We start from the raw sequence: 23,024 nt of genomic DNA, 5'->3' as shown, positions 1-23,024 counted from the left end.
TCAATATTGATGTCGCTCATCCATAGCGCATGGAATCGACGAAGGTTGTTGACGCAGGGACAATTCAAAGGTACTGTATTACTCAATTAATACACACATACGCCATGTCCACCCATACCGCCCAGCTGTTTTCCATCGTGACCGGTTCTTCCGAGCCGATCTACCGCCAACTGGTCGAGCAGGTCCGGCGCTTCGTCCTTGGGGGCCAGCTGGCGGCCGGCGATGAACTGCCCTCGGTGCGCGAAGTCGCGTCGACCCTGGCCGTCAACCCCATGACCGTGTCCAAGGCCTACAGCCTGCTGGAGGCGGAAGGGCTGCTGGCGCGCCGCCGCGGCCTGGGGATGGTGGTGGCGGAGCAGCCGTCCGCCACGGCCAGCAGCCCGGACCGCGCCGAACTGCTGCGTCCCACACTGGAGCGCGCGGCCCGCGAAGCGCGCGAGCTGGAGCTGGACCATGCAACCGTCCTTGCACTTTTCACCCACATCCTGAAGGAACCATCGTGACCGTACCCATCATCCAGATGCGCGACGTCGCCAAATACTTTGGCAGCGCCATCGTCCTGAGCAAGCTCGACTGGGAAGTGACCCAAGGTCAAGTCATCGGCCTGCTGGGCCGCAACGGCGCCGGCAAGTCGACCCTCATGGAATGCCTGCTCGGCCTGCGCGAACTGGACGGCGGCAGCGTGCGCCTGTTCGGCGAGGACGTGGCGACGCTGTCGGAGGCCGCCCGCGCCCGCATCGGCTACGTGCCGCAGAAGTCGAACCTGTTCGAGTGGATGACGCCGCTGCAGCTGCTCGACTACTTCAAGGCCATGTACCCGCGCTGGAACGCGGTCAAGGTCGACGCGCTGCTGGAGCGCTGGGGCTTCGATGCGCTCATGCTGGGCAAACCGATCGGGCGCCTGTCCGGCGGCGAGCAGCAGCGCCTGTCGATCATCCGCGCGCTGGCGCACGACCCGGAACTGCTGGTGCTGGACGAGCCGGTCTCCAGCCTGGACCCGGCCGGCCGCCGCGCTTTTCTGTCCGAGCTGGTGGACGGCGTGATCGAGCGCGGCACCACGGTGGTGTTCTCGACCCACATCCTGACCGACCTGGAACGGGTGGCGCTCGACGTCGCTTTCCTGAAGGGCGGCCGCATCGGGCTGCAAGGGCCGCTCGACGAATTGCTGGAAGGGGCGCGCACTACCAGCGACGGTCGCCGCGCGGAACCGGTCAGCCTGGAAGACCTGTTCATCGAGGTGACGCAATGAACACGCGCATGCAGGATTACCGCCTGTTATGGCGCGCCGCGGTTTCGCATGGCAATCCCTTCAATACCCCGATCGTGCGCTTCGGCGGACTAGTTTTCCTGCTGGCCGGGATGGCGATGCAGTGGAAACGCCATGGGGTTGCCGGGGCTCTGGCTGGCGCCTGCGGCTTGTTCTGCGCCATGCTGCTGATGGTCTGGGCCTATCGCTTCCTGCCGGGAGCGGTGAAGCTGGCCGCGCCTGCCAATGCGAAACTGGTGCCGCGCATGCGTGGGCGTCTGGTCGAGCTGTTCTGTCTCGTCTGGTTCGCCGGCACCGCCGGCATCGTCCTGGCCTCGTTCACCGAAGCCATGCCCGGACTGGTTCTGCTCTGGTGTGTCGCCATCACCCTCGGCAGCGCCCTTGCCGGGGCCGGGCATCCGGCCGGACTGCCGGTGCTGCTCGGCGTCGTCTTCCTATCGGTCTCCGCCGAGAAGTTCTTGCCGGCACTGGGTAGCATGCTGTCCCATCCGGCCAGCCTGGTCCTGGCAGTGCTGCTGTCGGCGGGCCTGGCCGTATTCGTAGCCGGGCTGGTGTTCCCCGAGGGCGGCGAAGGCCACTGGCGCATGGTTGCCCGCCGTGCCAGGATGGCTGACCTGGCCGTCAACCCGGGCGCCGAGCGTGACCGCTTCCCCGGCCTGCGCAGCCGGCGCTGGTACGCAGCCACCCTGCGCCGCGACAGCGCGCGCCGCGACAGCCGCCGGCTGGTGAAGCATGCACTGGGAAGTTCGCATCACGTGGACGAACTGGCGATGGGGCTGGTCATGCTGTCTGTCGTCGTGTTCGTGATCGGCACCTTTATCGGCTGGCAGGTCGGCGAAGAAGTCATCGGCGGGATCGGCTGGCTGATCGCCTGCAGCCTCCTCGCCGTGCCGTTCGCCACCAACCTGCGCCTGACCCAGCTGCTCACCGCCTATACCGGTGAACAGTCGCTGGTGCGCCTGGCCCCGGCGATGCCGTCTTCGGCGCCCGCGTTCAACCGCCACCTGGCGCTGGCGCTGCTGCGCGGCAGCGTCAAGGACTGGGCCCTGGCGGCATGCGCGGCCTTGGCTGTCGCCGCCCTCGGCGGCACGGAGCGCGACAAGCTGGTGAACCTGGCCTGCGTCTGCTGCCAGATGTTGCCGATGGTGGCGGCGCCGCTGCGCAACTACGCGGTGCGCAAGGCGGCTTCGCCGATGCTGCCGATCGTGCTGCTGCTGGCGGCGATCGGGGCGAGCGTGATCGTCGGCGTCGCCGTCGGCGCGGTGTTCGGCACCCCGGTGTTGCCGGTCGCCGCCGTGGTCAGCGTCGGCATCGCGCTGGCCGCCGTCCTGCGCGGCCTGCGCGTGATGGAAGGCGCGCCCTTCGCCTTTCCGGCGGCGCGGATGGACTGACGCGCTTCAGGCCACCGGCGCCGGCGCGGCGGTGGCCGGCTTCCGGCCCAGCACCACGAAGCCGAAGGCGGTCGCGAACACGTACATGGTGACCGAATAGATCGCCGCCGGCAGCATCAGCTGGAAGTCGTCCAGCACCGACAGCGCGACGAAGATCGCCAGGGTCGAATTGTGGATGCCGATCTCGTAGCCGATGGCGATGGCGTTGGCGCGGACCATGCCCAGCAGGCGCGGCACATAGTAGCCCAGGCCCAGGCTGGCGACGTTGAACAGGATGACCGCCAGGCCGATCGAGGCAAACGACGCGGTGATCGCATCCCACTCCTTGGCGATGGCCACCACCGCGAGCGCGCCCAGCACCGCCATCGAGAAACGCTTCATCGGCGTGTCCATGCGCGCGGCGAAGCTCGGCGCGCGGCGTTTCACGACCATGCCGATCGCCACCGGGATCAGGACGATGACGATCACCTCGACCACCTTGGCCGTCTGCATCGGCACCACCTGGCCGCTCTTCGCGAACGTGTCGATGGCGAAGTTGGCGATCAGCGGCAGGCTGACGATCGACAGCACCGTGTTGATCGCGGTGAGCGAGATGTTCATCGCCACGTTGCCGCCGAACAGATGGCTGAACAGGTTGGCCGATACGCCGCCTGGCGACGCCGCCAGCAGCATCAGTCCCACCGCGTACACCGGCGCCACACCGAGCAGCACGATCAGGCCGTAGCAGATCGCCGGCAGCACCAGCGCTTGCAGCACCAGCGCCAGCACCACGGCCTTCGGATGGCCGAGCAGGCGCCGGAAGTCGCCCAGGGTAAGGGACAGGCCCAGGCCGAACATGATCAGCGCCAGGGCGGCGATCAGGAGGGTGGGGAGGAGGGTGATGAAATCGTTCATGCGTGTCTCCAGGTTTTCTTGTTGGCGTGGCGGCACTTGCGGCCGTCTTTACAGTGTAGTGCAACTGTCGCGTGGCCGGCCAACCGACAATTCGCCGCAACGCATCTTGGAGTTGAACGCACGTTCGGCGGAGCGTGTTCCAGTCCACTGGACTGGAACACGCCTACGCTGGGATGGCTTGCGTATGCATGGAAGCGCCGGCGCGGGCGAACGACACGATGCCGCGCCCGCCGTGCTTGGACGCATACAGCGCATCGTCGGCCGCCTGCACCAGGCCTTCGAGGTCGCGCCCATCCAGCGGAAAGGACGCGGCGCCGATGCTGACCCCGACCGCGCCGGCCGCCAGCTGCGGATGCAGCGACGGCGCCAGGGCATGGATCAGGCGCTCGCCGAAGCGCGCCAGCTGGTGGCGCGAGAGCTCGCCCTCGATCAGGATCGCGAATTCGTCGCCGCCCAGGCGCGCCAGGAATTCGCCGCCGCCCAGCAGCGCCTGGAAGCGCACCGCGACCGCCTTGAGCACCTCGTCGCCGACGCCGTGGCCGTGGCTGTCGTTGACGTCCTTGAAGCGGTCCAGGTCCAGCGCCAGCAGGGTGAAGGGCTTGCCGCTGCGCTGGGATTTGGCGAGCAGGCGGCGCGCCCATTTGTCGAAGAAGCGGCGGTTCGGCAGGCCGGTGAGGACGTCGTGCGAGGCTTCCAGCGCCAGGCGCCTGGCCAGCTCGCTGTTGTTGCGCGCGGCCGCCAGCAGCGAGCGCCAGGCCTGCACCGCCATGCAGACCACGGTGGTCAGGATCAGCACCAGGATCACGGCGGCGCGCAGCAGGCGGTCGTTGAAGCCGTCCATGGTCGCGTCGCGCGCGATGCGCAGGCGCTCGACCTCGATGCCGATGATGTCGCGCGCCTGGCGCATCAGGGCCATGCCGTAGCCGGTGCGCACCACGGCCAGCGCCGCCGCGTCATGGCCCTGCCGGCGCAGCTGTACCGTGTGGTCGACCTCGGCCAGCTTGCTTTCGGCGAGCACGCCGAGGGCGCGCAGGTTGCGCAGGAAGTCGGGGTGTTCGTAGCCGGAGCTTGCGGCCAGGCGCAGGCTGTCGCGCACGGCGCCGCGGCCGGCGTGATAGGGCTGGAGGGCGGATACGTCGCCGGTCAGCAGGAAGCCGCGCTGCGCCGTCTCGACGTTCAGGAGGTTGAGCAGCACGTTGCGGAGCTGGATGCGCGCCGTGTCGTTGCGGCGCAGCTCGCCCATCGCGCGGCGCAGGTCGACGACCTCGCTCACGAAAAACACGCTCATCGCGACGATCATCGCGAACGCCAGCGCCAGGGTCGCCCCGCTGCGGCGGAGCGGCAAAGTGGTCGTGGCGTAGGACGGGGACATAAGGGGCGGTGGCAGCGTCGATCGCCGTATGTTAACCCAGCGTAAGTATATTCCTACAAGAACTTAACTTTCAGGCAAGAAAAGTGTAACAAATTGTGTACATTGCCCAACACGCATAGCTTTCAGGCCTTGGCAGCCAGCTGGCGGGCCCGGCGCATCCGGTCGAAGCCGACGGCGAGCAGGATCACCGCCAGCAGGCCGGACAGGATGTCGAGGCCGTCGGGCGCATCCGCTTCCAGCTGCGACCGTTCCGGGTGGGCCGGATCGTAGTAGACCTGGATGCGTTGCCCCTCCGGCATCTGCGCCAGTTTCGCCTCGGCCCCGTTCCTGCTTGCCGAACAGCCCCAGCGCCTGGCGCCGCCCTGGCGGCCGCCGTCGACCGAATAGCGATAGCCGACCCGCACGCACCAGTCGTGCGTCTTGCCGGTGCGCTCGACGATGTCGCTGAACACGACGGTCGCTTCGGCCGTCGGCCAGCGCCGCGTCTCCAGCTTGTCCCAGGCGCGCGAGAGCGCGAACACCAGCACGAGCAGGCCCAGCATCAGGATGCGAAAGCCGATCAGTTTCATGCGCGCCGCGGCCGGCGCGCCAGTCCTTGCGCGAGCCCCCATCAATGCCCCTTGCGCTGCACCAGCGCCGTGCCGACGCCGTGGCGCCTGGCTTCGCTGACGGCGGTGACGGTGCCGTCCGGATTGAACACCAGCGCATTGGCGGCGCCGATTTCTTCCGGCGCCGCTTCCCAGCGGTGCCCGAAGGCTTCGAGCGCGCGCGCCTGGGTGCTGCCGGGGAAGCCCGGTTCGATCGAGGTTGCTTCGCCATTGCGCTGCGACAGGCGCGGCGCGTTCAGGGCCTGGTCCATCGGCATGCCGAGGTCGAGGTGGTTGAAGATGGTCTGCAGCACGGTGGTGATGATGGTCGCGCCGCCCGGGCTGCCGATGGTGAAGGCCGGCTTGCCGTCCTTCAGCGCGATGGTCGGCGCCATGCTCGAGCGCGGCCGCTTGCCGGCTTCCGGCACGTTGGGGTGGGGGCCGCTGAAGTCGAAGTCGGTCATCTCGTTATTCAGGAGGAAGCCGTAGCCCGGCACCACGATGCCGCTGCCGCCCCAGGATTCGATGGTGAAGGTGTAGGACACGATATTGCCGTCCTTGTCCGAGACCGTCAGGTGGGTGGTGTGGGCCGATTCCGCCGGCGGCCGGCCGGGCATGCGAACCGGCGGGCGCGGGCGCAGCGGCACGCTTTCGTCGTTCTGGTAGGCGTAGGGGTCGCCCGCCGCCACCTCGCGCGCGGCGACCTTGCCGATCAGGGTGCGGCGCTGGGCCGCGAATTCCTTGGACAGGATGCCGGCGAGCGGCGCATCGACGTATTCCGGGTCGGCCAGGTAGGCGTTGCGGTCGGCGAAGGCCAGGCGGCTCGCCTCCAGGTAGGTGTGCTCGGCCTGGGCGCGCGGCATGCCGGTGAAATCGAAGCCTTCCAGGATGTTCAGCGCCTCGGCGACGGTCGCGCCGCCGCTGCTGGGCAGCGGCATGCCGTAGATCTCATAGCCGCGGTAGGTGGTGCGCAGCGGCTGGCGGATGCGCGCCTCGTAGTTGGCCAGGTCGGCCAGGGTCATGCGTCCGGCGCGCGCGGTCTTGCCGGGCGCCAGCGGCGGCTTGTTGACGGCGTCGACGATGGCGCGCGCCATCGGGCCTTCGTAGAAGGCCTTGACGCCGCCCGCGGCGATCTCACGGTAGGCCTTCGCCATGCCGGGATTGCGGATCAGGGAGCCCGGCTGGACGGCCTTGCCGTTGCGCAGGTAGAGCGCGCTGGTCGGTGCATAGAGCTGAAATTTTCTTTCATTTTCGGCCGTCAAATGAGAGAAAATTTCAGTGACTTGGTAACCTTTGTCGGCCACCGCGATCGCCGGCGCCAGCACCTGTTTGAAATCCATGCTGCCGTAGCGGCTCAGGGCTTCGTGCCAGCCGCGCACCGTGCCCGGCACGCCGACCGCGGCGCCGCTCGCCACCGCCGTCTCGAAATCGATGGGCTGGCCGTTTTCCAGGAAGGTGTGGGGCGTGAAGCTGCTTGGGGCCGTTTCGCGGTGGTCGATGGTGATGACGCGCTTGTCCTTGGCCAGATAAATGACCATGAAGCCGCCGCCGCCGATGCCGCAGCTGAACGGGTCGGTCACGCCCAGGGTGGCGGCGGCCGCGACCGCCGCGTCGATGGCGTTGCCGCCGCGGTTCAGAATCGCCAGCGCCGATTGCGAGGCTTGCTCGCTGATGGTGGCGACGGCGCCGCCGGTGCCGGTGGCCACCGGCGACTTCGCGGAAGCGGGCGCGGCCGCCAGCACGATGGACAAGGTCAATCCGCAGGCGAGCGCGCTTGCTTTCATGGGTTCCAGCCTTTTAATCGAATGATCGAAGCGCTTATTGCGCGTACATGTTGAAGGTCACCGGGTAGGAACCCGGGGACGAACCGGCCATGCCGCGCGGCGGCGGCGGGGTCAGGTGATCGAGTTCGATGCGCGAGCCGCGCAGCGCCGGCGACATGTAGCCGGGCTGGCCCTGCACCAGATAGAAGGCTTGCGCCACGCCGCCGACGCGCATGGTGAAGCGGTAGGCCAGGCGCCCCGGCCAGATGCAGCGCGCATTGTCCGGGCAGCGGCTGTCTTCCGCGCCTTCGTAGGTGACGCTCAGGCGCTCGGCCAGCGGCAGCGTCTGGTGCGCATTCAGGGTATAGCGCGCCTCGGGCAGGCGCTCCTGCAGGCTGGAGCAGCCGCCCAGCACGACGGCCGCCAGGGCGGCGAGGGTGGACACACGGAGCAGGGGAGGCATCGCTTCATCCTTTGTGTTTTTGATATGCCCATCATAGCAAAGCCGGGTCGCTCCGTCGCGTCCCGTGTCATTTGCGCCGTCATGAATCGAATGTTGGCGAGGTCATAAACCCGTCATATTCGCGGCTTAGACTTTGCCGCGTGGTCAAGAATTGATAACGGCCACCCCCTCAACCAGGAATAGGAATAATAAGCCAATGTTCAAGAAGATCCTCGCCGGCGCAGCCGCTGCGCTCGTAATGTCGACCTCCTTCGCCGCTGACATGACCGGCGCCGGCGCGACCTTCCCGTATCCGATCTACGCCAAGTGGGCCGAGTCGTACAAGGCCGCCACCGGCAACGGCCTGAACTACCAATCGGTCGGCTCGGGCGCCGGCATCAAGCAGATCAAGGCCAAGACCGTCGACTTCGGCGCCTCGGACATGCCGCTGAAAGCGGAAGAACTGGACGAGTCGGGCCTGATGCAGTTCCCGGCCATCATGGGCGGCGTGGTCGCCGTGGTCAACGTCGACGGCGTGCAGCCGGGCCAGCTGAAGCTGACCGGTCCGGTCCTGGCCGACATCTACCTGGGCAAGATCACCAAGTGGAACGCCCAGCCGATCGCCGCCCTGAACCCGGGCGTGAAGCTGCCGGACGCCGACATCACCGTCGTGCACCGCGCCGATTCCTCGGGCACCTCCTTCCTGTGGACCGACTACCTGTCGAAGACCAGCCCGGAGTGGAAGACCAACGTCGGCGCCGGCACCACCGTGAAGTGGGCCGTGGGTGTGGGCGGCAAGGGCAACGAAGGCGTCGCCGCCAACGTGCAGCGCATCAAGGGCGCGATCGGCTACGTCGAGTGGGCCTACGCCAAGAAGAACAAGCTGTCGCACACCCAGCTGAAGAACAAGGACGGCTCCTTCCTGCAGCCTGACGACGACGCCTTCAAGGCGGCCGCCGCCGGCGCCGAATGGACCAAGGCCCCGGGCTTCGGCGTGGTGCTGACCGACCAGGCGGGCAAGGCCAGCTGGCCGATCACCGGCGTGTCGTACATCCTGATGCACAAGACCCAGGCCGACGCAGTCAAAGGCGCCGAAGTGGTGAAGTTCTTCGACTGGGCCTTCAAGAACGGCGCTCCGGCAGCAGCCGAACTCGACTACGTGCCGATGCCGGCATCGGTCGTCAAGCTGGTGCAGGCCAACTGGAAGCAGCAGCTGAAAGACGCTTCGGGCAAGGCGATCTACTGATCTTCCCGATCTCGTAATGCGTAACACGTCCGGCGGCTCTGGCCGCCGGATATTCATTTGGACTCCCACATGACGACGGCTAACACGATCGTTCTCGTGGTCGACGACAAGCCGGCCATCGCGGAACTGCTCAAGTACTCGCTGCACGAGGAAGAGTGGATCTGGCACAGCGTCCCGAGCCTGGCGCACGCCTGGGATTTCATCGGACGTGAGCGCCCCGAACTGCTGCTGCAGGAATCGATGCTGCGCCAGGAAGGCGGCATGCGCCTGCTGGCGCGCCTGCGCGGCGCCGGCGGCCTGCGCGAAAAGCCGGTGATCCTGCTGGCCGCCGACTGCCCGGACGGCGAGCGCGGCGCCCCCGCGCCGGCCCCCGAATTCATCCCCCAGCCGCCGCCCGAGGAAGCCCCCGACGAGCGCCTGCTGCGCTCCGGCCGCCTGGTGCTGGACCCGCTCAGCTGCAGCGTGCGGGTCGGCAGCCACAAGGTCGAGGTGCGCCACGCCGAATACCGGCTGCTGCGTTTTCTCCTGTGCCACCCGGGCCAGGTTTTCTCGCGCGCCCAGTTGCTGGAACAGCTGTGGGAGGCCCACGAATCGCTCGACCAGCGCACGGTGGACGTGCACGTGCTGCGCCTGCGCAAGGCGCTGGGACGGGCCAAGTCGCTGATCAAGACGGTGCGCGGCGCCGGCTACATGCTGTCGCCGGCCTGAGGCCGGTCGGATTCAGACACCGGCGCCGCCGTGGCGCCTGAGCAGCCCGTTCAGGTGCAGGGCACGGACGATCACCCCGTGCGGGACACCCTGTTCCACCAGGATGGCTTCGGCGCGCTGCACGTTGATCATCTGGCTGATCCGGAGCGCCGCGTTGACGTAGGCCGCCATCACATGGCCGCGCCGGCGGCAAGCCGGACGCAGCTGGTCGGACAGGATGCTCATGCACGCATGGTACTGTGTTCCTGTCGGATGCCGTTTTGCCTGGTTTGTCCGTCGCTGGCGGGCAACACAGGGGCAGGGGCGGCTTGCCATCCGGCTCGCCGTCAGTTGATCATCGTCGTCATCGTCCCGACGATGCAGCCGGAACGCAGGATGGCATAGCCGGCTTCGCCCGCCAGGTCCTTCCATGATTGCTGGTCCGAGCTGTACTGGACCAGCTTGTCGCCCTCGCGCATCCTGGATTTGAAGGCGACCCACTTGGCGTTTTCGAATGCGAAGGGCAGCCTTGGCAAATCGTCCCGGATCTTCAGGAAGGCCATGGTTTTTTCCATCTCGGCATCCTCGACTTCCTTGATCGTCAGGGGCGGCGAAACCACATGGCCGCGCGAGAAGGTGGCGCAATGCTTCTTCGCGGCCTGGGCGGACGCCGTCGACGGTGCAAGCACCAGCAATGCCACCAATAGCAGTGCTCTCGTCATATTGGCTCCGGATGCGGCTCGATGAGTGCGATCAGCGCTTCTGCATATTGATCGCCTGCAGCAGCTTGAACGCCTCGCTGTCGATCGCCGGCTGCGCATCGGCCAGTTCCTTGCTCGCCTTGACGTAGGCGGCGCGCTTGCGCTCCTTCTTCTCTTCCGGCGGAACGGCCGCCGTCATGCCCGGCATCACGATCTGCGGGCCGCTGTTGTACTTGTTGTGGATGACCTGCTTGCCGTAGGGCGAGTTGTAGAAGCGGGTCATCTCGGCCGCGGTCTCAGTGGACACCAGCCGCGCCACCGGCGCCGCCAGGCGCTGGTACACCTCGGCCGGCGGGACCCGGTTCAGCTTGTCGAACACCGCCTTGCGCTGCGCCTCGCTCGGATAGCGGCTGCGGCCGGCGACGCTGCGCAGCATTTTTTCGGCCTGCATCGCGGCGAGCAGGTCCTGCACGGCCTTCACGTGCGCGGGGCTGGCGGCGGCGGCCTGGGTTGCGGCGGCAGGGGCGGCGGCGAAGGCGGGAAGGTCGATGGCGGCCAGCGACAGGCCCAGTACGGCGTAGACGGCAAGTTTCATGTTTTCTTTCGAAGGCAGGTGATTGGTTTCAATAATGATGCCACTGAGTCACTGAACATTGCGCACGCAAGCTCATGGCCGCTGGCGGCCGCGGCGCCGCGCGCGCACCCGCCGCCACGCCAGGTAGCCCAGCGTCCCGGTCGCGGCGAAGGGAAGCGCCGAGGCGACGAAGGTGATCAGCATCGCCACGCCCTGCAGCAGGTCGTCGCCGAAATCTTCCAGCGCCCGTTTCACGTTGCCGCGCTGCGCCGCCTTCGCGTGTTCGTGCAGGTTCACCGTCAGCAGTTCGGTATCGACCCGCCGGTGCAGCTGGGCGCGCGCCGTGTCCGCCTTCTCGATCTCGCTCTGCACCTCGGCCAGCTCGCGGTGCAGCTTGATCAGGGCGTCCGGATCGAGCCCGCGCCCGCCGGCCAGCGCCTGCAGCCGGTCGCGGTAGGTGGTCAGCATGCCCAGCTTGCGCTCGGCGTCGCCGATCGGTTCGGCCAGGTCTTCGCCCTTGGTGGACTGCCTCACCATCTTTCCGCGGCCATCCAGGGCGCGCAGGACCCCGTTGACGCCATCGGGGACCACGCGCATGCGGATGGTGGCGTCCGCCGCCTCGCCCGCGAGGATGGTCGTCTCCAGCAAGGTGCAGCCGCGCTGCGGCAGGGCGGTACAGGCCTTCTGGACGGCCTCGGCGACCTGGCGCACCTGGCCGATCGGCACCTCCTGCTCGACCGCATGTTCATACGCGACCCCGGCGGCGCGCTTGTGCTCGACCCGCGTCTCCGCCAGCGCGATGCGGTCGATCTTCGCCCCGTTCCCGCAACCCCCGAGCAGGCCCGTCATCGTCAACAGCACTATCCACCGGCGCATCGTCGCTCCCCCATGATCGTCGTCGCCCATGCTACGGCGATCATGCCCCTCGAAAATACGCGGTTTGTCACAGCGGCGCCCATCCATCCCACATGGCCGTGTCACGACCATGACATGTTTGCTGCGTAGACTTCCCGGCATCTTGCCAAATTGAAATACTACGCATGAACAAGCACCCCGGCCTCGTCTTCTCGCGCACCAACCGCTACCTCGTCGTCGTGTGGCCGGTGCTGGCGCTGCTGCTGTCGGCGGCGCTGTGGATCGCCACGGTGCTGCGCGCCGACGCCGAGCACGAACGCGCCGAAGGCCAGGCGCGCAAGGACGCCAGCGCCTATGCGGAAGCCTACGAGCAGTACATCACGCGCTCGGTGGGCCAGATGGACCAGATCACGATGCAGCTGAAGTTCAGCTGGGAGCACGGGCGCGACGCCGGCCTGATCGACGAATTGCGGCGCAACGGCATGTTTACCGACAGCGCCTTCCGCATGGTGGCGGTGGTCGACAAGAGCGGCATCGTGCGCGCCTCGACCCGGCTGCTCCTGATCGGCAGCGACCTGGCGTCGGCGCCGTATTTCGTCCAGCACCGCAACCACATCTCGACCGCGCTGCGGGTCGGCGCCGCGCCGCCGCGCTTCGGCGAGGGCGGCGACCTGGTGCTGTTCACGCGCCGGCTCGACACGAGCGAGGACGAATTCGACGGCATCGTCCTGATGGCCGTCGACGCGCGCTATTTCACCTCCTTCATCAGCCCCGCGACCATGGGCGCGGGCGGCATGGTGGCGCTGGCCGGAACCGAGAACCGCCTGCGGGTCGAGCAGCGCAGCGATGGCGCCGCCTACCTCGACAAGGGCGCCGCGGTGCTGCCGTTACGGAGCGACCTGTGGGCCAGCGAGCGCGGGGTGCGCAAGGTCGACGGCGAAGGCGGTTTCGCCGACGGCCAGGCGCGCGTGCTGGGCTGGCGCCATTCGACCGTGTACCCGCTGGTGGCGCTGGTCGGCATCTCGCACGGCACCGCCCTCGAGACGGCCGACCTGTACTGGCAGGAGAGCCGCGACCGCGCCATCGTCGCCACCAGCGGCCTGCTGCTGCTCGGCGCGATCGGGGCGGTGCTGGCGCGCCGTTCCCTGCGCCGCGAACGCGAGCAGGAGGAAGTGCAGCGCGCCTACCGCACCGCCACCGAAAGCGGCAACGACGGCTTTTATATGGCGGCCGCGGTGCGGGCGCGCGACGGCGGCATCACGGATTTCCGGATCGTCGACTGCAACGAGCGCGGCGCCTTCTTCTACGGGATGACGCGCGAGCAGCTGGTGGGGTCGAGCCTGGCGCGCATCGACGCCGGCCTGTTCGGCGAAGAGCTGATGGCGACCTACCGCAAGGCGATGGAAGCCGGCTTCTATGAGGACGACCGCCGCATGCCGCTCGATAACCGCCTGAACATCAGCTGGGGCCACCGGCGCCTGGTCCGGGTCGGCAACGGCCTGGCCGTGACCCTGCAGGACATCAGCGAGCGCAAGGAACACGAGTCGCAGCTCGAGCGCATGGCCAACGAGGACGTCCTCACGGGCCTGGCCACCCGCCACGCCTTCCTCAACGCGATGCCGGAGCGGCTGGCCCAGGCGCATGCGAAGAACGAGGGCCTGGCCCTGCTGTTCATCGACCTGGACGAATTCAAGGTGGTCAACGACACCCACGGCCACGCGGTCGGCGACCAGCTCCTGAAGAGCGCCGCGCAGCGCCTGCTGTCGCTGCTGCGTCCGCAGGACAGCGTGGCGCGCTTCGGCGGCGACGAATTCCTGGTGCTGCTGCAGCCGGTCGACGGCGAGCGCCAGGTGGCCTCGGTGGCGGCGCGCATCGTCGAGGCCTTCGGCGTGCCCTTCCTGATCGGCGACGACCTGCATGCGGTCGGTTCCTCGATCGGCATCAGCATGTTCCCGCGCGACGGCCTGGATGCCGAGACCCTGGTGCGCCACAGCGACATCGCGATGTACGCCGGGAAGAACGAGGGCAAGGGCCAGTACCGCTTCTTCGACCCCGCGCTGTCCAACACCCTCAACACCCGTGCGCGTCTGAAGCAGCACATGCTGGAAGCGATCGAGCGCGACCAGTTCACCCTGTACTACCAGCCGCGCGTGGATGCGAGGAGCGGCGAGCTGCTGTCGATGGAGGCCCTGATCCGCTGGCGCCATCCGGAGCTGGGCATCGTCTCGCCGGGCGACTTCATCCCGCTGGCCGAGAGCACCGGCCTGATCGTGCGCATCGGGGAGCTCGTGATCGACAAGGCCTGCGCCCAGCTGGCCGCCTGGCGCGACGCCGGGGTGGCGCTGGTGCCGGTGTCGATCAACGTCTCGCCCAAGCAGTTCCAGCGCGGCGGCGTGCAGCGCCAACTGAGCCGCGCCTTGAGCCGCTGGCGCGTGCCGGCCAGCCTGATCGAGGTCGAGATCACCGAGTCGGCCATGATGGGCGACCAGGAAGACATCCTGGCCGAACTGGCGGCCCTGCGCGCGCTGGGCGTGAAGCTGCACGTCGACGATTTCGGCACCGGCTACTCCTCGCTGTCGCAGCTGCAGCGCCTCAAGATGGACGTGCTGAAGGTCGACCGCGCCTTCACCTCGGAGCTCGGCAACTCGAAGGAGGGCAAGGTATTCTTCCAGGCCATCGTGTCGATGGCGCACGCGCTCGGCATGTCGGTGGTGGCCGAGGGCGTCGAGACCGAGGAACAGCTGGCGATCCTGCGCAAGCTCGATTGCAACGAGGTGCAGGGCTACTACATCGCGCGCCCGGTGCCCTCCGGAGAGATGCTGGAGATGATGCGGCGCCGCTACCTGCTGGCGCAGGGGCCGCTTGCGGAGCAGGGTGTTTCCTCCTAGAATGCGCATACCCGCTGGGAAGCAGCTTCCCGCGCCATGCGGGACGTCCCGCATCCAACTTTCCCAGCATGACCTTCACCGCCCTCGTATTCCTCGCCCTCGCGATGTCGACCGACGCCTTTGCCGCGGCGATCGCCAAGGGCGCGGCCCTGCGCACTCCCACCTTCCCGCAAGCCCTGCGCATCGGCCTGCTGTTCGGCTGCATCGAGACCATCACCCCGGTGCTCGGCTGGGCCCTCGGCTCGCTCGCCGCCGACGCCATCCGCCAGTGGGACCACTGGATCGCCTTCGCGCTGCTGCTCGGCCTGGGCGGGCGCATGATCTGGCTTTCGTTCCAGGATGACGATGAGGAGGAAGAGCAGGGCGGTTCGCAGAACCTGCTGGTGCTGGTCCTGACCGCGGTGGCGACCAGCATCGATGCGGCGGCGGTCGGCGTCGGCCTCGCCTTCGTCGACGTCTCCATCGTGCGCGCGGCGCTGTCGATCGGGGTGGCCACCACCACCATGGTCACCATCGGCGTGCTGCTCGGGCGGCGCCTGGGCGCGGTGGTGGGCCGCAACGCCGAACGCATCGGCGGCGTGGTGCTGGTGCTTGTGGGGACCACGATCCTGATCGAGCACCTGTCGGCCTGACGCTTTTTGCACGCGTGCTATACTGACAGCGTCATGTTGCCCCACTGTATGAGACGATTCTTCGTCATCTTCCTGATCCTGCTGTTCCCCCTGAACGTGTTCGCGCTGTCGATGTCCGCATCCGGCGCGCAGCAGGGCGATGCGGCTGCGCTGGTCATTGAAGACAGCAGCAAGGGCGAGGCCCGGGGCGACGTCGATCCCGACGAGCCGCCCTCGGTGGCCGACCTGCACGACATCGTCAACCACGAATCCTCGCTGCGCCTGGCCGCCTGGCCGGCCGGCGCCCTGCCGCCGCACGATGCGGCGCCACACTCCCACTCTTCTCCGCCGCCCCTCAAGCCGCCCTGCGTCGCCTGAGGCGGGCGCGCACGCCTGCCTTTCCTTCCTCCGACCCGGCAAGCGCCCCCGCGCCTGCCGCCGGCCGCGCGTTCCTGCGCGCCTGTCCGCGGCCCAGACAATTCTCATCAATTCATAAGGTATTCAACATGGAATGGCTATTTGACCCCGGCATCTGGGTGGGCCTGTTCACCCTGGTGTTCCTGGAAATCGTCCTCGGCATCGACAACCTGATCTTCATCGCGATCCTGGCCGACAAGCTGCCACCGCACCAGCGCGACAAGGCGCGCCTGCTCGGCCTGTCGCTGGCGATGGGCATGCGCCTCGGCCTGCTCACCATCGTCTCCTGGCTGGTCACGCTCACCACGCCGCTGTTCTCGCTCGGATCGTTCTCCTTCTCCGGGCGCGACCTGATCCTGCTGATCGGCGGCTTCTTCCTGCTCTTCAAGGCCACCATGGAACTGCACGAGCGCCTGGAGGGCGTGGTGCACACCCAGAGCGGCAACAAGGTCTACGCCAGTTTCGCCGCCGTGGTGGCGCAGATCGTGGTGCTGGACGCCGTGTTCTCGCTCGACGCCGTGATCACCGCGGTCGGCATGGTCGACGAACTGGGCGTCATGATGGCGGCCGTGATCATCTCGATCGGCGTCATGATCCTGGCCTCGAAGCCGCTGACGCGCTTCGTCAACGCGCACCCGACCGTGGTGGTGCTGTGCCTGAGTTTCCTGCTGATGATCGGCCTGAGCCTGGTGGCCGAAGGCCTGGGCTTCCACATCCCGAAGGGCTACCTGTACGCGGCGATCGGCTTCTCGGTGGTGATCGAGACCCTGAACCAGTTCGCGCGCCGTAACTTCCTCAAGAACGAGGCGCGCGTGCCGTTCCGCGAGCGCACCGCCGATTCGGTGCTGCGCCTGCTGGGCAACCGCAAGCGCGTCGCGCCGGAGGAGGGCGAGGCGGCGCCGGCGCCCGAGCTGGAAGCCTTCGCGGTCGAAGAGCGCAATATGGTCAGCGGCGTGCTGACCCTGGCCGACCGTTCGATCCGCTCGATCATGACGCCGCGCGCCGAGATGTCGTGGGTGAACCTGGCGCAGGAGCCCGCGATCATCCTGCAGCAGCTGCAGGAGACCCCGCATAACCAGCTGCCGGTGTGCCGCGGCGACGTCGACCAGGTGGTGGGCGTGGCGCGCACCAAGGACCTGATCGGCGCCCTCCTGACCCGGCGCGCCATCGACGAGACGGACGCCGGCCTGCTGCGCGCCCCCATCGTCCTGCCCGACACCGCCGGCGTGCTGAAGGCCATGGAGACGCTCAAGCGTGCCCACGGCCAGCTGGTGCTGGTGGCCGACGAGTACGGCGTGGTGCAGGGCCTGCTCACGCCGATCGACCTGCTGGAAGCGATCGCCGGCGAATTCCCCGACGAGGACGAGCAGCCGGCGATCCGCCTGCAAGCGCCGGGCAGCTGGGAAGCCGACGGCAGCGCCGACCTGCATCTGCTGGAACAGGTGCTGGAGACCGACATCCTGGTGAAGGATGGCGCCGACTACACCTCGCTGGCCGGCTTCCTGCTGGAGCGCTTCGAGACCCTGCCGGCGCCGGGCGAGGCGATCGAGACCGACGGCCTGCGCTTCGAGGTGCTGGCGGTCGAGGACCGCCGCATCGCGCGGGTGGCGATCCGCCGCCTGGCCGGCGAGCCTGCCGAAGAAACCGAATAAACCATTTTCATCTTCAAGGAATCATCATGAAACGCGTCCTACTTTTCCTGGCAACCAACGTCGCCGTGATGCTGGTGCTGAGCCTGACGGCCAGCCTGCTTGGCGTGAACCGCTTCCTGACCTCGAACGGCCTGAACCTGGGCATGCTGCTGGTGTTCGCCGCCTTGATGGGCTTCGGCGGCGCCTTCATCTCGCTGCTGATGTCGAAACCGATCGCGAAATGGTCGACCGGCGCGCGCGTGATCGCGCAGCCGGCCAACGCCACCGAGCGCTGGCTGGTCGACACCGTCGCGGCGCAGGCGCAGCGCGCCGGCGTCAAGATGCCGGAAGTCGCGGTGTACGAGGGCGAGCCGAACGCCTTCGCGACCGGCGCGACGAAAAACAGCTCGCTGGTGGCGGTGTCCACGGGCCTCCTGCAATCGATGACGCAGGAAGAAGTCGAGGCCGTGCTGGCGCACGAAGTGGCCCACATCGCCAACGGCGACATGGTGACGCTGACCCTGATCCAGGGCGTGGTCAACACCTTCGTCATCTTCCTGGCGCGCATCGTCGGCTATTTCGTCGACAGCATGCTGCGCAAGAACGACGAGGAATCATCAAGCCCCGGCATCGGCTACATGGTGACGGTGATCGTCTGCGAGATCCTGTTCGGCATCCTGGCCTCGATCATCGTGGCCTGGTTCTCGCGCCAGCGCGAATTCCGCGCCGACCGCGGCGCCGCGCAGATCATCGGCCGCCCGCAGCCGATGATCGCCGCGCTGCGCCGCCTGGGCGGCCTGGCCGAGGGCGAACTGCCGAAGAACATGGCCGCCTTCGGCATCTCGGGCAAGGGCGCGCTGGCGCTGTTCTCGAGCCACCCGCCGATCGAATCGCGCATCGCGGCGCTGCAGGCGTAAGGTTAATACGCGAACCGAGTGGGAGGGCGGGAGAGTCGTAGACTGGGCGTCCGTCAATACGATTTTCCTGCCGATGAAGCCATCCACTCTTTTCGTTCTGCTGCTCTCCGCCTGCTGCCTGCCCGCCTGGGCCAGCGTCGATACCTCGCCGAAGCCGGGCGGCGTCTACAAACTCAAGCCCGGCATCTACGTCGCCAGCGACATGGATTGCGGATCGCCGCCGAACGCGGCGATCCGCCGCTACGACGGCAAGGGCATCAGCACCGCCCACACCCGCGCCTGCCGCGCCACCGTGCAGTCCAGGAAGGGCAAGGTGTATACCGTCAGGCAGAGCTGCATCGACGCCGGTTCCGGGCTGGCGCCGCGCTTCACCCAGACCCAGAAGATCAGCGTGCCGGATGCGCTGACCTTCAGCCAGACGATCCGCGGCCACACCACCACCTACCGCTACTGTCCGGTCTACCAGTTGCCGAAGGAGTTGCAGGCGTACGCGCGCTAGCATCCAGCCGGCTTCATTCAGCCCTTGGCCCAAAGACCGTCGCACCGGCGAAGGCCGGTGCCCAATGTCTGCCAGCTTACCCATTGCTGTCGAGCGCATGAGATAAAAGCCGCCAGCTCGCCGCTATCCCCGCCGCGCCGCCTCGATCTTTGCGATATCGATCTTCGTCATCGTCATCATCGCCTCGAACACCCGCTTGGCCACCGCCTGGTCCGGGTCGGCCATCCCGTCGGTGAGTGCGCGCGGCGTGATCTGCCACGACAGGCCCCACTTGTCCTTGCACCAGCCGCAGGCGCTGGGCTGGCCGCCGTTATCGATGATGGCGTTCCACAGGCGGTCGGTTTCCTCCTGGTCGTCGGTCGCGATCTGGAACGAGAATGCTTCGCTGTGGGGGAAGATCGGGCCGCCGTTCAGGCCGATGCAGGGGATGCCGGCCACCGTGAACTCGACGGTCAGGACTTCGCCCTCCTTTCCGGCGGGGTAGTCGCCGGGCGCGCGGCGGACGGCGCCGACCGCGCTGTCGGGGATGGTGGCGGCGTAGAACCGCGCCGCTTCTTCGGCAGTGCCGTTGAACCAGAGGCAAATCGTGTTTTTGGCGACCATGGCGTTCTCCATTGAAGTGAGGGCATATCCAGAAGAAAGACTGCTGCGCACGACAGCATAGCGCATCTGGATTGCAAGATTTGAATTGTTATAATCAACAATCATTTCCATTCGGCGCGCCCCGGTTCGCCTTCCCGCAGGAGACAAGATGGCTACAGGCAGCACGCCGGAAGAGCGCGACGCGCTTCCGCTCGACGAGGCGGGACACGGCCAGAGCGCCGGCGTCCCCGCTGCCGCCACGGTGGAAGGCAACTCCTACAATCCGCTCGGCGACCCCGGCATCCGCCACTGGCAGGCCTCCCACATCTCGAAGCCCGGCTTCGAGGAACGCGGCAACATCTTCTTCGCCGCCATCGAGATGACCCGCATGCCGATGGTGGTCACCGACCCGAACCAGCCGGACAACCCGATCGCGTTCGTCAACCGCGCCTTCCTCGACCTGACACTGTACAAGGAAGAAGAGGTCCTGGGCCGCAACTGCCGCTTCCTGCAGGGCGAGCAGACCGACCCGCACACCGTCGACGAGGTCCGCCGCGCCCTGCGCGAGGAGCGCGCGGTGGCGGTCGACATCCTGAACTACAAGGCCGACGGCAGCGCGTTCTGGAACGGCCTGTTCATCGGCCCCGTGTTCGACGCCGAGGGCAAGCTGCTGTACTGGTTCGCTTCGCAGATGGACATCACGCGCCGCCGCGTCTCCGAACAGTCCTACCTGCAGGCGCAGAAGATGGAAGCGATCGGCCAGCTCACCGCCGGCCTGGCGCACGACTTCAACAACCTGCTGCAGGTGGTGGCCGGCAATCTCGAACTGGCCGGCTCCAGCATGGACGACCGCGAACTGCTCGGGGAGGCCATCGAGCGCGCCCGCCTGGCCAGCGAAAAGGCCGGCAAGCTCACCCAGCAGCTCCTGACCTTCGCGCGCAAGCAGCGGCTGGAGCCGAAGCGCATCAACCTGAATTCGCTGGTGGTCGAGTTCAGCGAGATGCTGGTGCGGACCCTGGGCGACAAGGTCGACCTGCACCTCGACCTGAAGCCCGGCCTGCCGTCCTGCACGCTCGACCCGACCCACATGGAGATGGCGCTGCTGAACGTCCTGATCAACGCGCGCGACGCCATGCCGGACGGCGGCAAGGTGACGGTCGCGACCTCGATCATGGACGACGCCGAGCGCCTCGAGCGCCATCGCTTGGCGCCGGGGCGCTACGTGATGATCTGCGTGATCGACCATGGCGAGGGCATGTCGCCGGAAGTGGTGGCGCGCGCCACCGAACCCTTCTTCACCACCAAGGGCCCGGGCACGGGACTGGGCCTGGCGATGGTGCACGGCTTCGTGCAGCAGTCGCACGGCCGCCTGGATATCGAGAGCACGCAGCAACAGGGCACGACGATCCGCATGATCTTCCCGCAGGCGGCCAAGACCGGCTTCGAGATGATGGCCGAGCGCGCGGGCGGCGACAGCCCGAAGTGGACGCCGGAGGCGATCCTGGGCCGGCGCACCATCCTGGTGGTGGACGACAGCAATGAGGTACGCGAGCTGGCCGAGCAGCAGCTGCGCGGCCTCGGCTACCGGGTGCTGAGCGCGGCCAGCGGCGAAGCGGCGCTCGAGCTGATGGACCGCTACGGCAGCATCGACCTGCTGTTCACCGACATCATCATGCCGGGCGGGATGAACGGCCTGCGCCTGGCCGAACTGGTGCGCGCGCGCCAGCCGGAGGTGCCGGTGCTGCTGGCGACCGGCTACATCGACAGCCTGCCGGCCCCGATCGGCGGCGCCACCACCTTGCCGCTCCTGACCAAACCCTACCGCCTGAACGAGCTCGCCGAGCGCGTGCGCCAGGCGCTCGAGGTCGACCAGCGCCAGCATCCGGCCGCCGGCTTCCAGCACGAAGGATGAGCATGCAGCACGCGCAACACGCACACCACGTTCTCCTGGTGGACGACGAGGAAGCGATCCTCTACGTCTTCCGCAAATACCTGGAGCGCGCCGGCTTCGCCGTGTCGACGGCCGCCGGCGCGATGGAGGCGATCGCCATCTTCGACGCCGGCCACGTCGACGTGCTGGTGACCGACCAGCGCATGCCGGGCATGCAGGGCGACGCCCTGGTCCAGCACCTGCGCGCGGCGCGCCCGAACCTGCCCGCCATTATCGTGACGGCCTACGCGGCCGAGTGCCGTCCGGACCTGCGGAACGTGCCGGTGCTGAACAAGCCGGTGCCGCCGGCCGACCTGGTCACGGCCGTGCAGCGCGCCCTGGCCGCCTAGTCGGCGACAAAAGCACGCACCTGGCGCTCAAAGGCGCCGGGCGCCGTCCACAGGATGAAGTGCGGCGCGTCCGCCACCTCGGCCAGCGTCACCTTGCCGGCCTGGCGCAGCGCCGCGACGTGTTCCATCGCCCCTTCGAAATGGGTCTTCGGGTCCAGCGTCCCATGCAGCACCAGCGTCGGCGGCAGCCAGGCCGGATGGCCGCCGAACCAGGCGTCGCGCGGGTACAGGGGCAGGCCGGATTGCAGCAACAGGCCGGGCAGGGGACTGCTGAACAGCAGTGGGTCTTCTTCCGCTTTCAAAGCCGCGGCGCTCAGGCCGGGCCGCAGGTTGTTCTCGGAGCCGCTGATGATGCCGACCAGCGGGATCGAAGGCGGCGACTGCGGATAGCCGCCGAGCGCGGCGCCGGCATCGAGCAGCCCGGCCGTCACGCGCGCCAGCTCTTCGCCCTTGCCTGCGTCCAGATCGCGCAGCAGATGAGGGATGCGTGCGCGCTGTTCCGGGACGTCGAGCAGACGGCCCATCAGGCGCGGCAGGCTGCCTTCCTTGCCCGGCTGGTGCGCGGCCAGCACGCGCCGGTACAGTGGCTCGACCGCTTCCTGCGCGACCGCGGCGCAGCGCGGGTCGGCGTCGCAGCGCGCCAGCACCTGGCGGCCGACGTCGTCGGTCACGAGGGAGCGGCGGCTCAGGTCCCAGCGCTCGGCGGTCTCCAGCGGCACCAGCGAATCGAGCACCAGGCCCTTGACGGGGAGCTCGCCGATCTGCAGGGCGCGCAGCACCAGCTGGGTGCCGTAGGAGACGCCGTAAACGTAGACCGGCTTGCCGTCGCGGTGGCGCAGGATCAGCCGGCGCAGGTCGTGCGCCGCGTTGGTGATCGTGAACTCGCGGGCGCGCCCGGGCTGCGCGTTCAGCTGCGCGAAACAGCTGCTCCATTCGGCCCCGGCCAGCGCCATGCCGCCCGGGCTGCCGGCCGCTTCCTCGGCGGGGCAGAGGCGGCTGGACAGGCCGGTGCCGCGGTGGTCCGGCGCCATCAGGTCGTAACCGGGGAAGCTGCGACGCAGGCGTTCGATGAAGGGGTAGAAGGAGGCGCCGGATTCGCCGGGGCCGCCGGCGATGAGCCAGACCGTGCCCTTGCTCGGGCCGTGCGCGGGAAGCTTGCGGATGAAGAGCGAGAGCTGTTCACCGCCAGGCGCGGCATGCGACAGCGGCGCGGCTTCGCGGGCGCACAGGCTGCCGGCCAGCGCGGGCTGCGTGCCGGCATCGTCGCAGGGTTGGAAGTTGGCGCTGTGTGCGGCGCCGCTGCACAGAAGGGCGAGCAGCAGCGCTGCGCCGGACAGGAATCGCTTGGGCATTGGCCTTCCTTCGGAAATGGAAAAGGAGGCCAGTGTCCGGATGCCCGCATCGAAGCGCCAGCACCAGG

24 protein-coding genes are annotated in these 23,024 nt (G+C 67.9%); 13 read left to right on the top strand and 11 right to left on the bottom strand.

All coding sequences use genetic code 11. The features are described from left to right. Positions 1-104: 104 nt before the first annotated feature. From LQ564_RS17485 to LQ564_RS17475, 3 genes are read left to right on the top strand one after another with little or no spacing between them, the layout of a single operon-like run. A complete protein-coding gene (locus LQ564_RS17485) occupies positions 105-503 on the top strand; it encodes a GntR family transcriptional regulator (protein WP_231059398.1) in 399 nt (132 codons plus the stop codon). Beyond that, a complete protein-coding gene (locus LQ564_RS17480) occupies positions 500-1,249 on the top strand; it encodes an ABC transporter ATP-binding protein (RefSeq protein ID WP_231059397.1) in 750 nt (249 codons plus the stop codon). Before LQ564_RS17485 ends, LQ564_RS17480 begins: the two co-directional genes overlap by 4 nt. Continuing rightward, complete coding sequence (locus tag LQ564_RS17475) at positions 1,246-2,658, top strand: hypothetical protein (protein WP_231059396.1); 1,413 nt, start codon at positions 1,246-1,248, stop codon at positions 2,656-2,658. The genes LQ564_RS17480 and LQ564_RS17475 overlap by 4 nt, the downstream gene beginning before the upstream one ends. Positions 2,659-2,664: 6 nt before the next feature. Here the strand turns inward: LQ564_RS17475 and LQ564_RS17470 are convergent, their stop codons facing one another. From LQ564_RS17470 to LQ564_RS17450, 5 genes are all read right to left on the bottom strand, one after another. Next, complete coding sequence (locus LQ564_RS17470) at positions 2,665-3,552, bottom strand: bile acid:sodium symporter family protein (RefSeq protein ID WP_231059395.1); 888 nt, start codon at positions 3,550-3,552, stop codon at positions 2,665-2,667. A gap of 163 nt (positions 3,553-3,715) precedes the next feature. Further along, positions 3,716-4,897: a GGDEF domain-containing protein gene (locus tag LQ564_RS17465; RefSeq protein ID WP_231059394.1), complete on the bottom strand. Its 1,182-nt coding sequence runs from the start codon at positions 4,895-4,897 to the stop codon at positions 3,716-3,718. 149 nt (positions 4,898-5,046) lie between these two features. After that, positions 5,047-5,493: a DUF3592 domain-containing protein gene (locus LQ564_RS17460; RefSeq protein ID WP_231059393.1), complete on the bottom strand. Its 447-nt coding sequence runs from the start codon at positions 5,491-5,493 to the stop codon at positions 5,047-5,049. 41 nt (positions 5,494-5,534) lie between these two features. Next, positions 5,535-7,295 (bottom strand): gamma-glutamyltransferase, encoded by a 1,761-nt coding sequence (gene ggt / locus LQ564_RS17455; RefSeq protein WP_231059392.1) that lies wholly within the window; start codon positions 7,293-7,295, stop codon positions 5,535-5,537. Between the two features lie 34 nt (positions 7,296-7,329). Next, positions 7,330-7,737, bottom strand: a complete 408-nt coding sequence (locus LQ564_RS17450) for a hypothetical protein (RefSeq protein WP_231059391.1) — start codon at positions 7,735-7,737, stop codon at positions 7,330-7,332. A 196-nt stretch (positions 7,738-7,933) separates the two neighbouring features. Here LQ564_RS17450 and pstS point away from each other — a divergent pair, with 196 nt between their 5' ends. Together pstS and LQ564_RS17440 are read left to right on the top strand one after the other, a co-directional pair. Next, positions 7,934-8,962 (top strand): phosphate ABC transporter substrate-binding protein PstS, encoded by a 1,029-nt coding sequence (gene pstS / locus LQ564_RS17445; protein WP_231059390.1) that lies wholly within the window; start codon positions 7,934-7,936, stop codon positions 8,960-8,962. A 69-nt stretch (positions 8,963-9,031) separates the two neighbouring features. Next, entirely contained in the window at positions 9,032-9,670 is a 639-nt protein-coding gene (locus tag LQ564_RS17440; RefSeq protein WP_231059389.1) for a winged helix-turn-helix transcriptional regulator, read from the top strand. A 12-nt stretch (positions 9,671-9,682) separates the two neighbouring features. Here LQ564_RS17440 and LQ564_RS17435 read toward each other — a convergent pair whose 3' ends face one another. The 4 genes from LQ564_RS17435 to LQ564_RS17420 form a co-directional block, all read right to left on the bottom strand. After that, positions 9,683-9,895: a hypothetical protein gene (locus LQ564_RS17435; protein ID WP_231059388.1), complete on the bottom strand. Its 213-nt coding sequence runs from the start codon at positions 9,893-9,895 to the stop codon at positions 9,683-9,685. A gap of 101 nt (positions 9,896-9,996) precedes the next feature. After that, positions 9,997-10,371 (bottom strand): hypothetical protein, encoded by a 375-nt coding sequence (locus tag LQ564_RS17430; protein WP_231059387.1) that lies wholly within the window; start codon positions 10,369-10,371, stop codon positions 9,997-9,999. Between the two features lie 31 nt (positions 10,372-10,402). Beyond that, positions 10,403-10,945: a hypothetical protein gene (locus LQ564_RS17425; protein ID WP_231059386.1), complete on the bottom strand. Its 543-nt coding sequence runs from the start codon at positions 10,943-10,945 to the stop codon at positions 10,403-10,405. Between the two features lie 72 nt (positions 10,946-11,017). Beyond that, positions 11,018-11,800, bottom strand: a complete 783-nt coding sequence (locus tag LQ564_RS17420; RefSeq protein ID WP_231059385.1) for a DUF4349 domain-containing protein — start codon at positions 11,798-11,800, stop codon at positions 11,018-11,020. A 164-nt stretch (positions 11,801-11,964) separates the two neighbouring features. Between LQ564_RS17420 and LQ564_RS17415 the strand changes: the two genes are divergently transcribed. The 6 genes from LQ564_RS17415 to LQ564_RS17390 all read left to right on the top strand — a co-directional run bounded on the left by LQ564_RS17415 (position 11,965) and on the right by LQ564_RS17390 (position 18,742). Then, positions 11,965-14,667, top strand: a complete 2,703-nt coding sequence (locus LQ564_RS17415) for a bifunctional diguanylate cyclase/phosphodiesterase (protein ID WP_231059384.1) — start codon at positions 11,965-11,967, stop codon at positions 14,665-14,667. A 68-nt stretch (positions 14,668-14,735) separates the two neighbouring features. After that, the gene (locus LQ564_RS17410) at positions 14,736-15,299 is read left to right on the top strand and encodes a manganese efflux pump MntP (protein WP_231059383.1); all 564 of its coding nucleotides are present in this window, start codon (positions 14,736-14,738) and stop codon (positions 15,297-15,299) included. A 48-nt stretch (positions 15,300-15,347) separates the two neighbouring features. After that, positions 15,348-15,656 (top strand): hypothetical protein, encoded by a 309-nt coding sequence (locus LQ564_RS17405; protein ID WP_231059382.1) that lies wholly within the window; start codon positions 15,348-15,350, stop codon positions 15,654-15,656. A 128-nt stretch (positions 15,657-15,784) separates the two neighbouring features. Next, positions 15,785-17,347 carry a TerC family protein gene (locus LQ564_RS17400; protein WP_231059381.1) on the top strand — a complete coding sequence of 521 codons (1,563 nt, stop codon included), beginning with the start codon at positions 15,785-15,787 and terminating at the stop codon, positions 17,345-17,347. A gap of 26 nt (positions 17,348-17,373) precedes the next feature. After that, positions 17,374-18,243, top strand: coding sequence for a protease HtpX (htpX, locus tag LQ564_RS17395; protein WP_231059380.1), 870 nt, complete (start codon positions 17,374-17,376; stop codon positions 18,241-18,243). 73 nt (positions 18,244-18,316) lie between these two features. After that, complete coding sequence (locus LQ564_RS17390; RefSeq protein ID WP_231059379.1) at positions 18,317-18,742, top strand: hypothetical protein; 426 nt, start codon at positions 18,317-18,319, stop codon at positions 18,740-18,742. 123 nt (positions 18,743-18,865) lie between these two features. Here the strand turns inward: LQ564_RS17390 and LQ564_RS17385 are convergent, their stop codons facing one another. After that, complete coding sequence (locus LQ564_RS17385) at positions 18,866-19,345, bottom strand: VOC family protein (RefSeq protein ID WP_231059378.1); 480 nt, start codon at positions 19,343-19,345, stop codon at positions 18,866-18,868. A gap of 148 nt (positions 19,346-19,493) precedes the next feature. Between LQ564_RS17385 and LQ564_RS17380 the strand changes: the two genes are divergently transcribed. Both LQ564_RS17380 and LQ564_RS17375 read left to right on the top strand, forming a co-directional pair. Next, the gene (locus tag LQ564_RS17380) at positions 19,494-21,236 is read left to right on the top strand and encodes a histidine kinase famiy protein (RefSeq protein ID WP_231059377.1); all 1,743 of its coding nucleotides are present in this window, start codon (positions 19,494-19,496) and stop codon (positions 21,234-21,236) included. A gap of 2 nt (positions 21,237-21,238) precedes the next feature. Continuing rightward, positions 21,239-21,604: a response regulator gene (locus tag LQ564_RS17375; RefSeq protein ID WP_231059376.1), complete on the top strand. Its 366-nt coding sequence runs from the start codon at positions 21,239-21,241 to the stop codon at positions 21,602-21,604. On the opposite strand, the gene LQ564_RS17370 is transcribed toward LQ564_RS17375, so the two are convergent. After that, positions 21,601-22,956, bottom strand: a complete 1,356-nt coding sequence (locus LQ564_RS17370; RefSeq protein ID WP_231059375.1) for an alpha/beta fold hydrolase — start codon at positions 22,954-22,956, stop codon at positions 21,601-21,603. The genes LQ564_RS17375 and LQ564_RS17370 overlap by 4 nt on opposite strands. Positions 22,957-23,024: the final 68 nt, after the last annotated feature.

This window comes from Massilia phyllostachyos (assembly GCF_021044825.1).
Lineage (GTDB): Bacteria > Pseudomonadota > Gammaproteobacteria > Burkholderiales > Burkholderiaceae_D > Telluria > Telluria phyllostachyos.
Note: the sequence above shows the minus strand (reverse complement) of the source record. Positions and strands in the feature narration are given on the sequence as shown.

Bases quoted from the DNA above. Each gene is read 5' to 3' on its own strand.
- htpX (WP_231059380.1), top strand. From the start codon at position 17,374: ATGAAACGCGTCCTACTTTTCCTGGCAACCAACGTCGCCGTGATGCTG.
- LQ564_RS17460 (WP_231059393.1), bottom strand. From the start codon at position 5,493: ATGAAACTGATCGGCTTTCGCATCCTGATGCTGGGCCTGCTCGTGCTG.
- LQ564_RS17415 (WP_231059384.1), top strand. From the start codon at position 11,965: ATGAACAAGCACCCCGGCCTCGTCTTCTCGCGCACCAACCGCTACCTC.
- LQ564_RS17375 (WP_231059376.1), top strand. From the start codon at position 21,239: ATGCAGCACGCGCAACACGCACACCACGTTCTCCTGGTGGACGACGAG.
- pstS (WP_231059390.1), top strand. From the start codon at position 7,934: ATGTTCAAGAAGATCCTCGCCGGCGCAGCCGCTGCGCTCGTAATGTCG.
- ggt (WP_231059392.1), bottom strand. From the start codon at position 7,295: ATGAAAGCAAGCGCGCTCGCCTGCGGATTGACCTTGTCCATCGTGCTG.
- LQ564_RS17420 (WP_231059385.1), bottom strand. From the start codon at position 11,800: ATGCGCCGGTGGATAGTGCTGTTGACGATGACGGGCCTGCTCGGGGGT.
- LQ564_RS17430 (WP_231059387.1), bottom strand. From the start codon at position 10,371: ATGACGAGAGCACTGCTATTGGTGGCATTGCTGGTGCTTGCACCGTCG.
- LQ564_RS17405 (WP_231059382.1), top strand. From the start codon at position 15,348: ATGAGACGATTCTTCGTCATCTTCCTGATCCTGCTGTTCCCCCTGAAC.
- LQ564_RS17450 (WP_231059391.1), bottom strand. From the start codon at position 7,737: ATGCCTCCCCTGCTCCGTGTGTCCACCCTCGCCGCCCTGGCGGCCGTC.
- LQ564_RS17485 (WP_231059398.1), top strand. From the start codon at position 105: ATGTCCACCCATACCGCCCAGCTGTTTTCCATCGTGACCGGTTCTTCC.
- LQ564_RS17380 (WP_231059377.1), top strand. From the start codon at position 19,494: ATGGCTACAGGCAGCACGCCGGAAGAGCGCGACGCGCTTCCGCTCGAC.
- LQ564_RS17470 (WP_231059395.1), bottom strand. From the start codon at position 3,552: ATGAACGATTTCATCACCCTCCTCCCCACCCTCCTGATCGCCGCCCTG.
- LQ564_RS17425 (WP_231059386.1), bottom strand. From the start codon at position 10,945: ATGAAACTTGCCGTCTACGCCGTACTGGGCCTGTCGCTGGCCGCCATC.
- LQ564_RS17385 (WP_231059378.1), bottom strand. From the start codon at position 19,345: ATGGTCGCCAAAAACACGATTTGCCTCTGGTTCAACGGCACTGCCGAA.
- LQ564_RS17435 (WP_231059388.1), bottom strand. From the start codon at position 9,895: ATGAGCATCCTGTCCGACCAGCTGCGTCCGGCTTGCCGCCGGCGCGGC.
- LQ564_RS17440 (WP_231059389.1), top strand. From the start codon at position 9,032: ATGACGACGGCTAACACGATCGTTCTCGTGGTCGACGACAAGCCGGCC.
- LQ564_RS17410 (WP_231059383.1), top strand. From the start codon at position 14,736: ATGACCTTCACCGCCCTCGTATTCCTCGCCCTCGCGATGTCGACCGAC.
- LQ564_RS17400 (WP_231059381.1), top strand. From the start codon at position 15,785: ATGGAATGGCTATTTGACCCCGGCATCTGGGTGGGCCTGTTCACCCTG.
- LQ564_RS17475 (WP_231059396.1), top strand. From the start codon at position 1,246: ATGAACACGCGCATGCAGGATTACCGCCTGTTATGGCGCGCCGCGGTT.
- LQ564_RS17390 (WP_231059379.1), top strand. From the start codon at position 18,317: ATGAAGCCATCCACTCTTTTCGTTCTGCTGCTCTCCGCCTGCTGCCTG.
- LQ564_RS17370 (WP_231059375.1), bottom strand. From the start codon at position 22,956: ATGCCCAAGCGATTCCTGTCCGGCGCAGCGCTGCTGCTCGCCCTTCTG.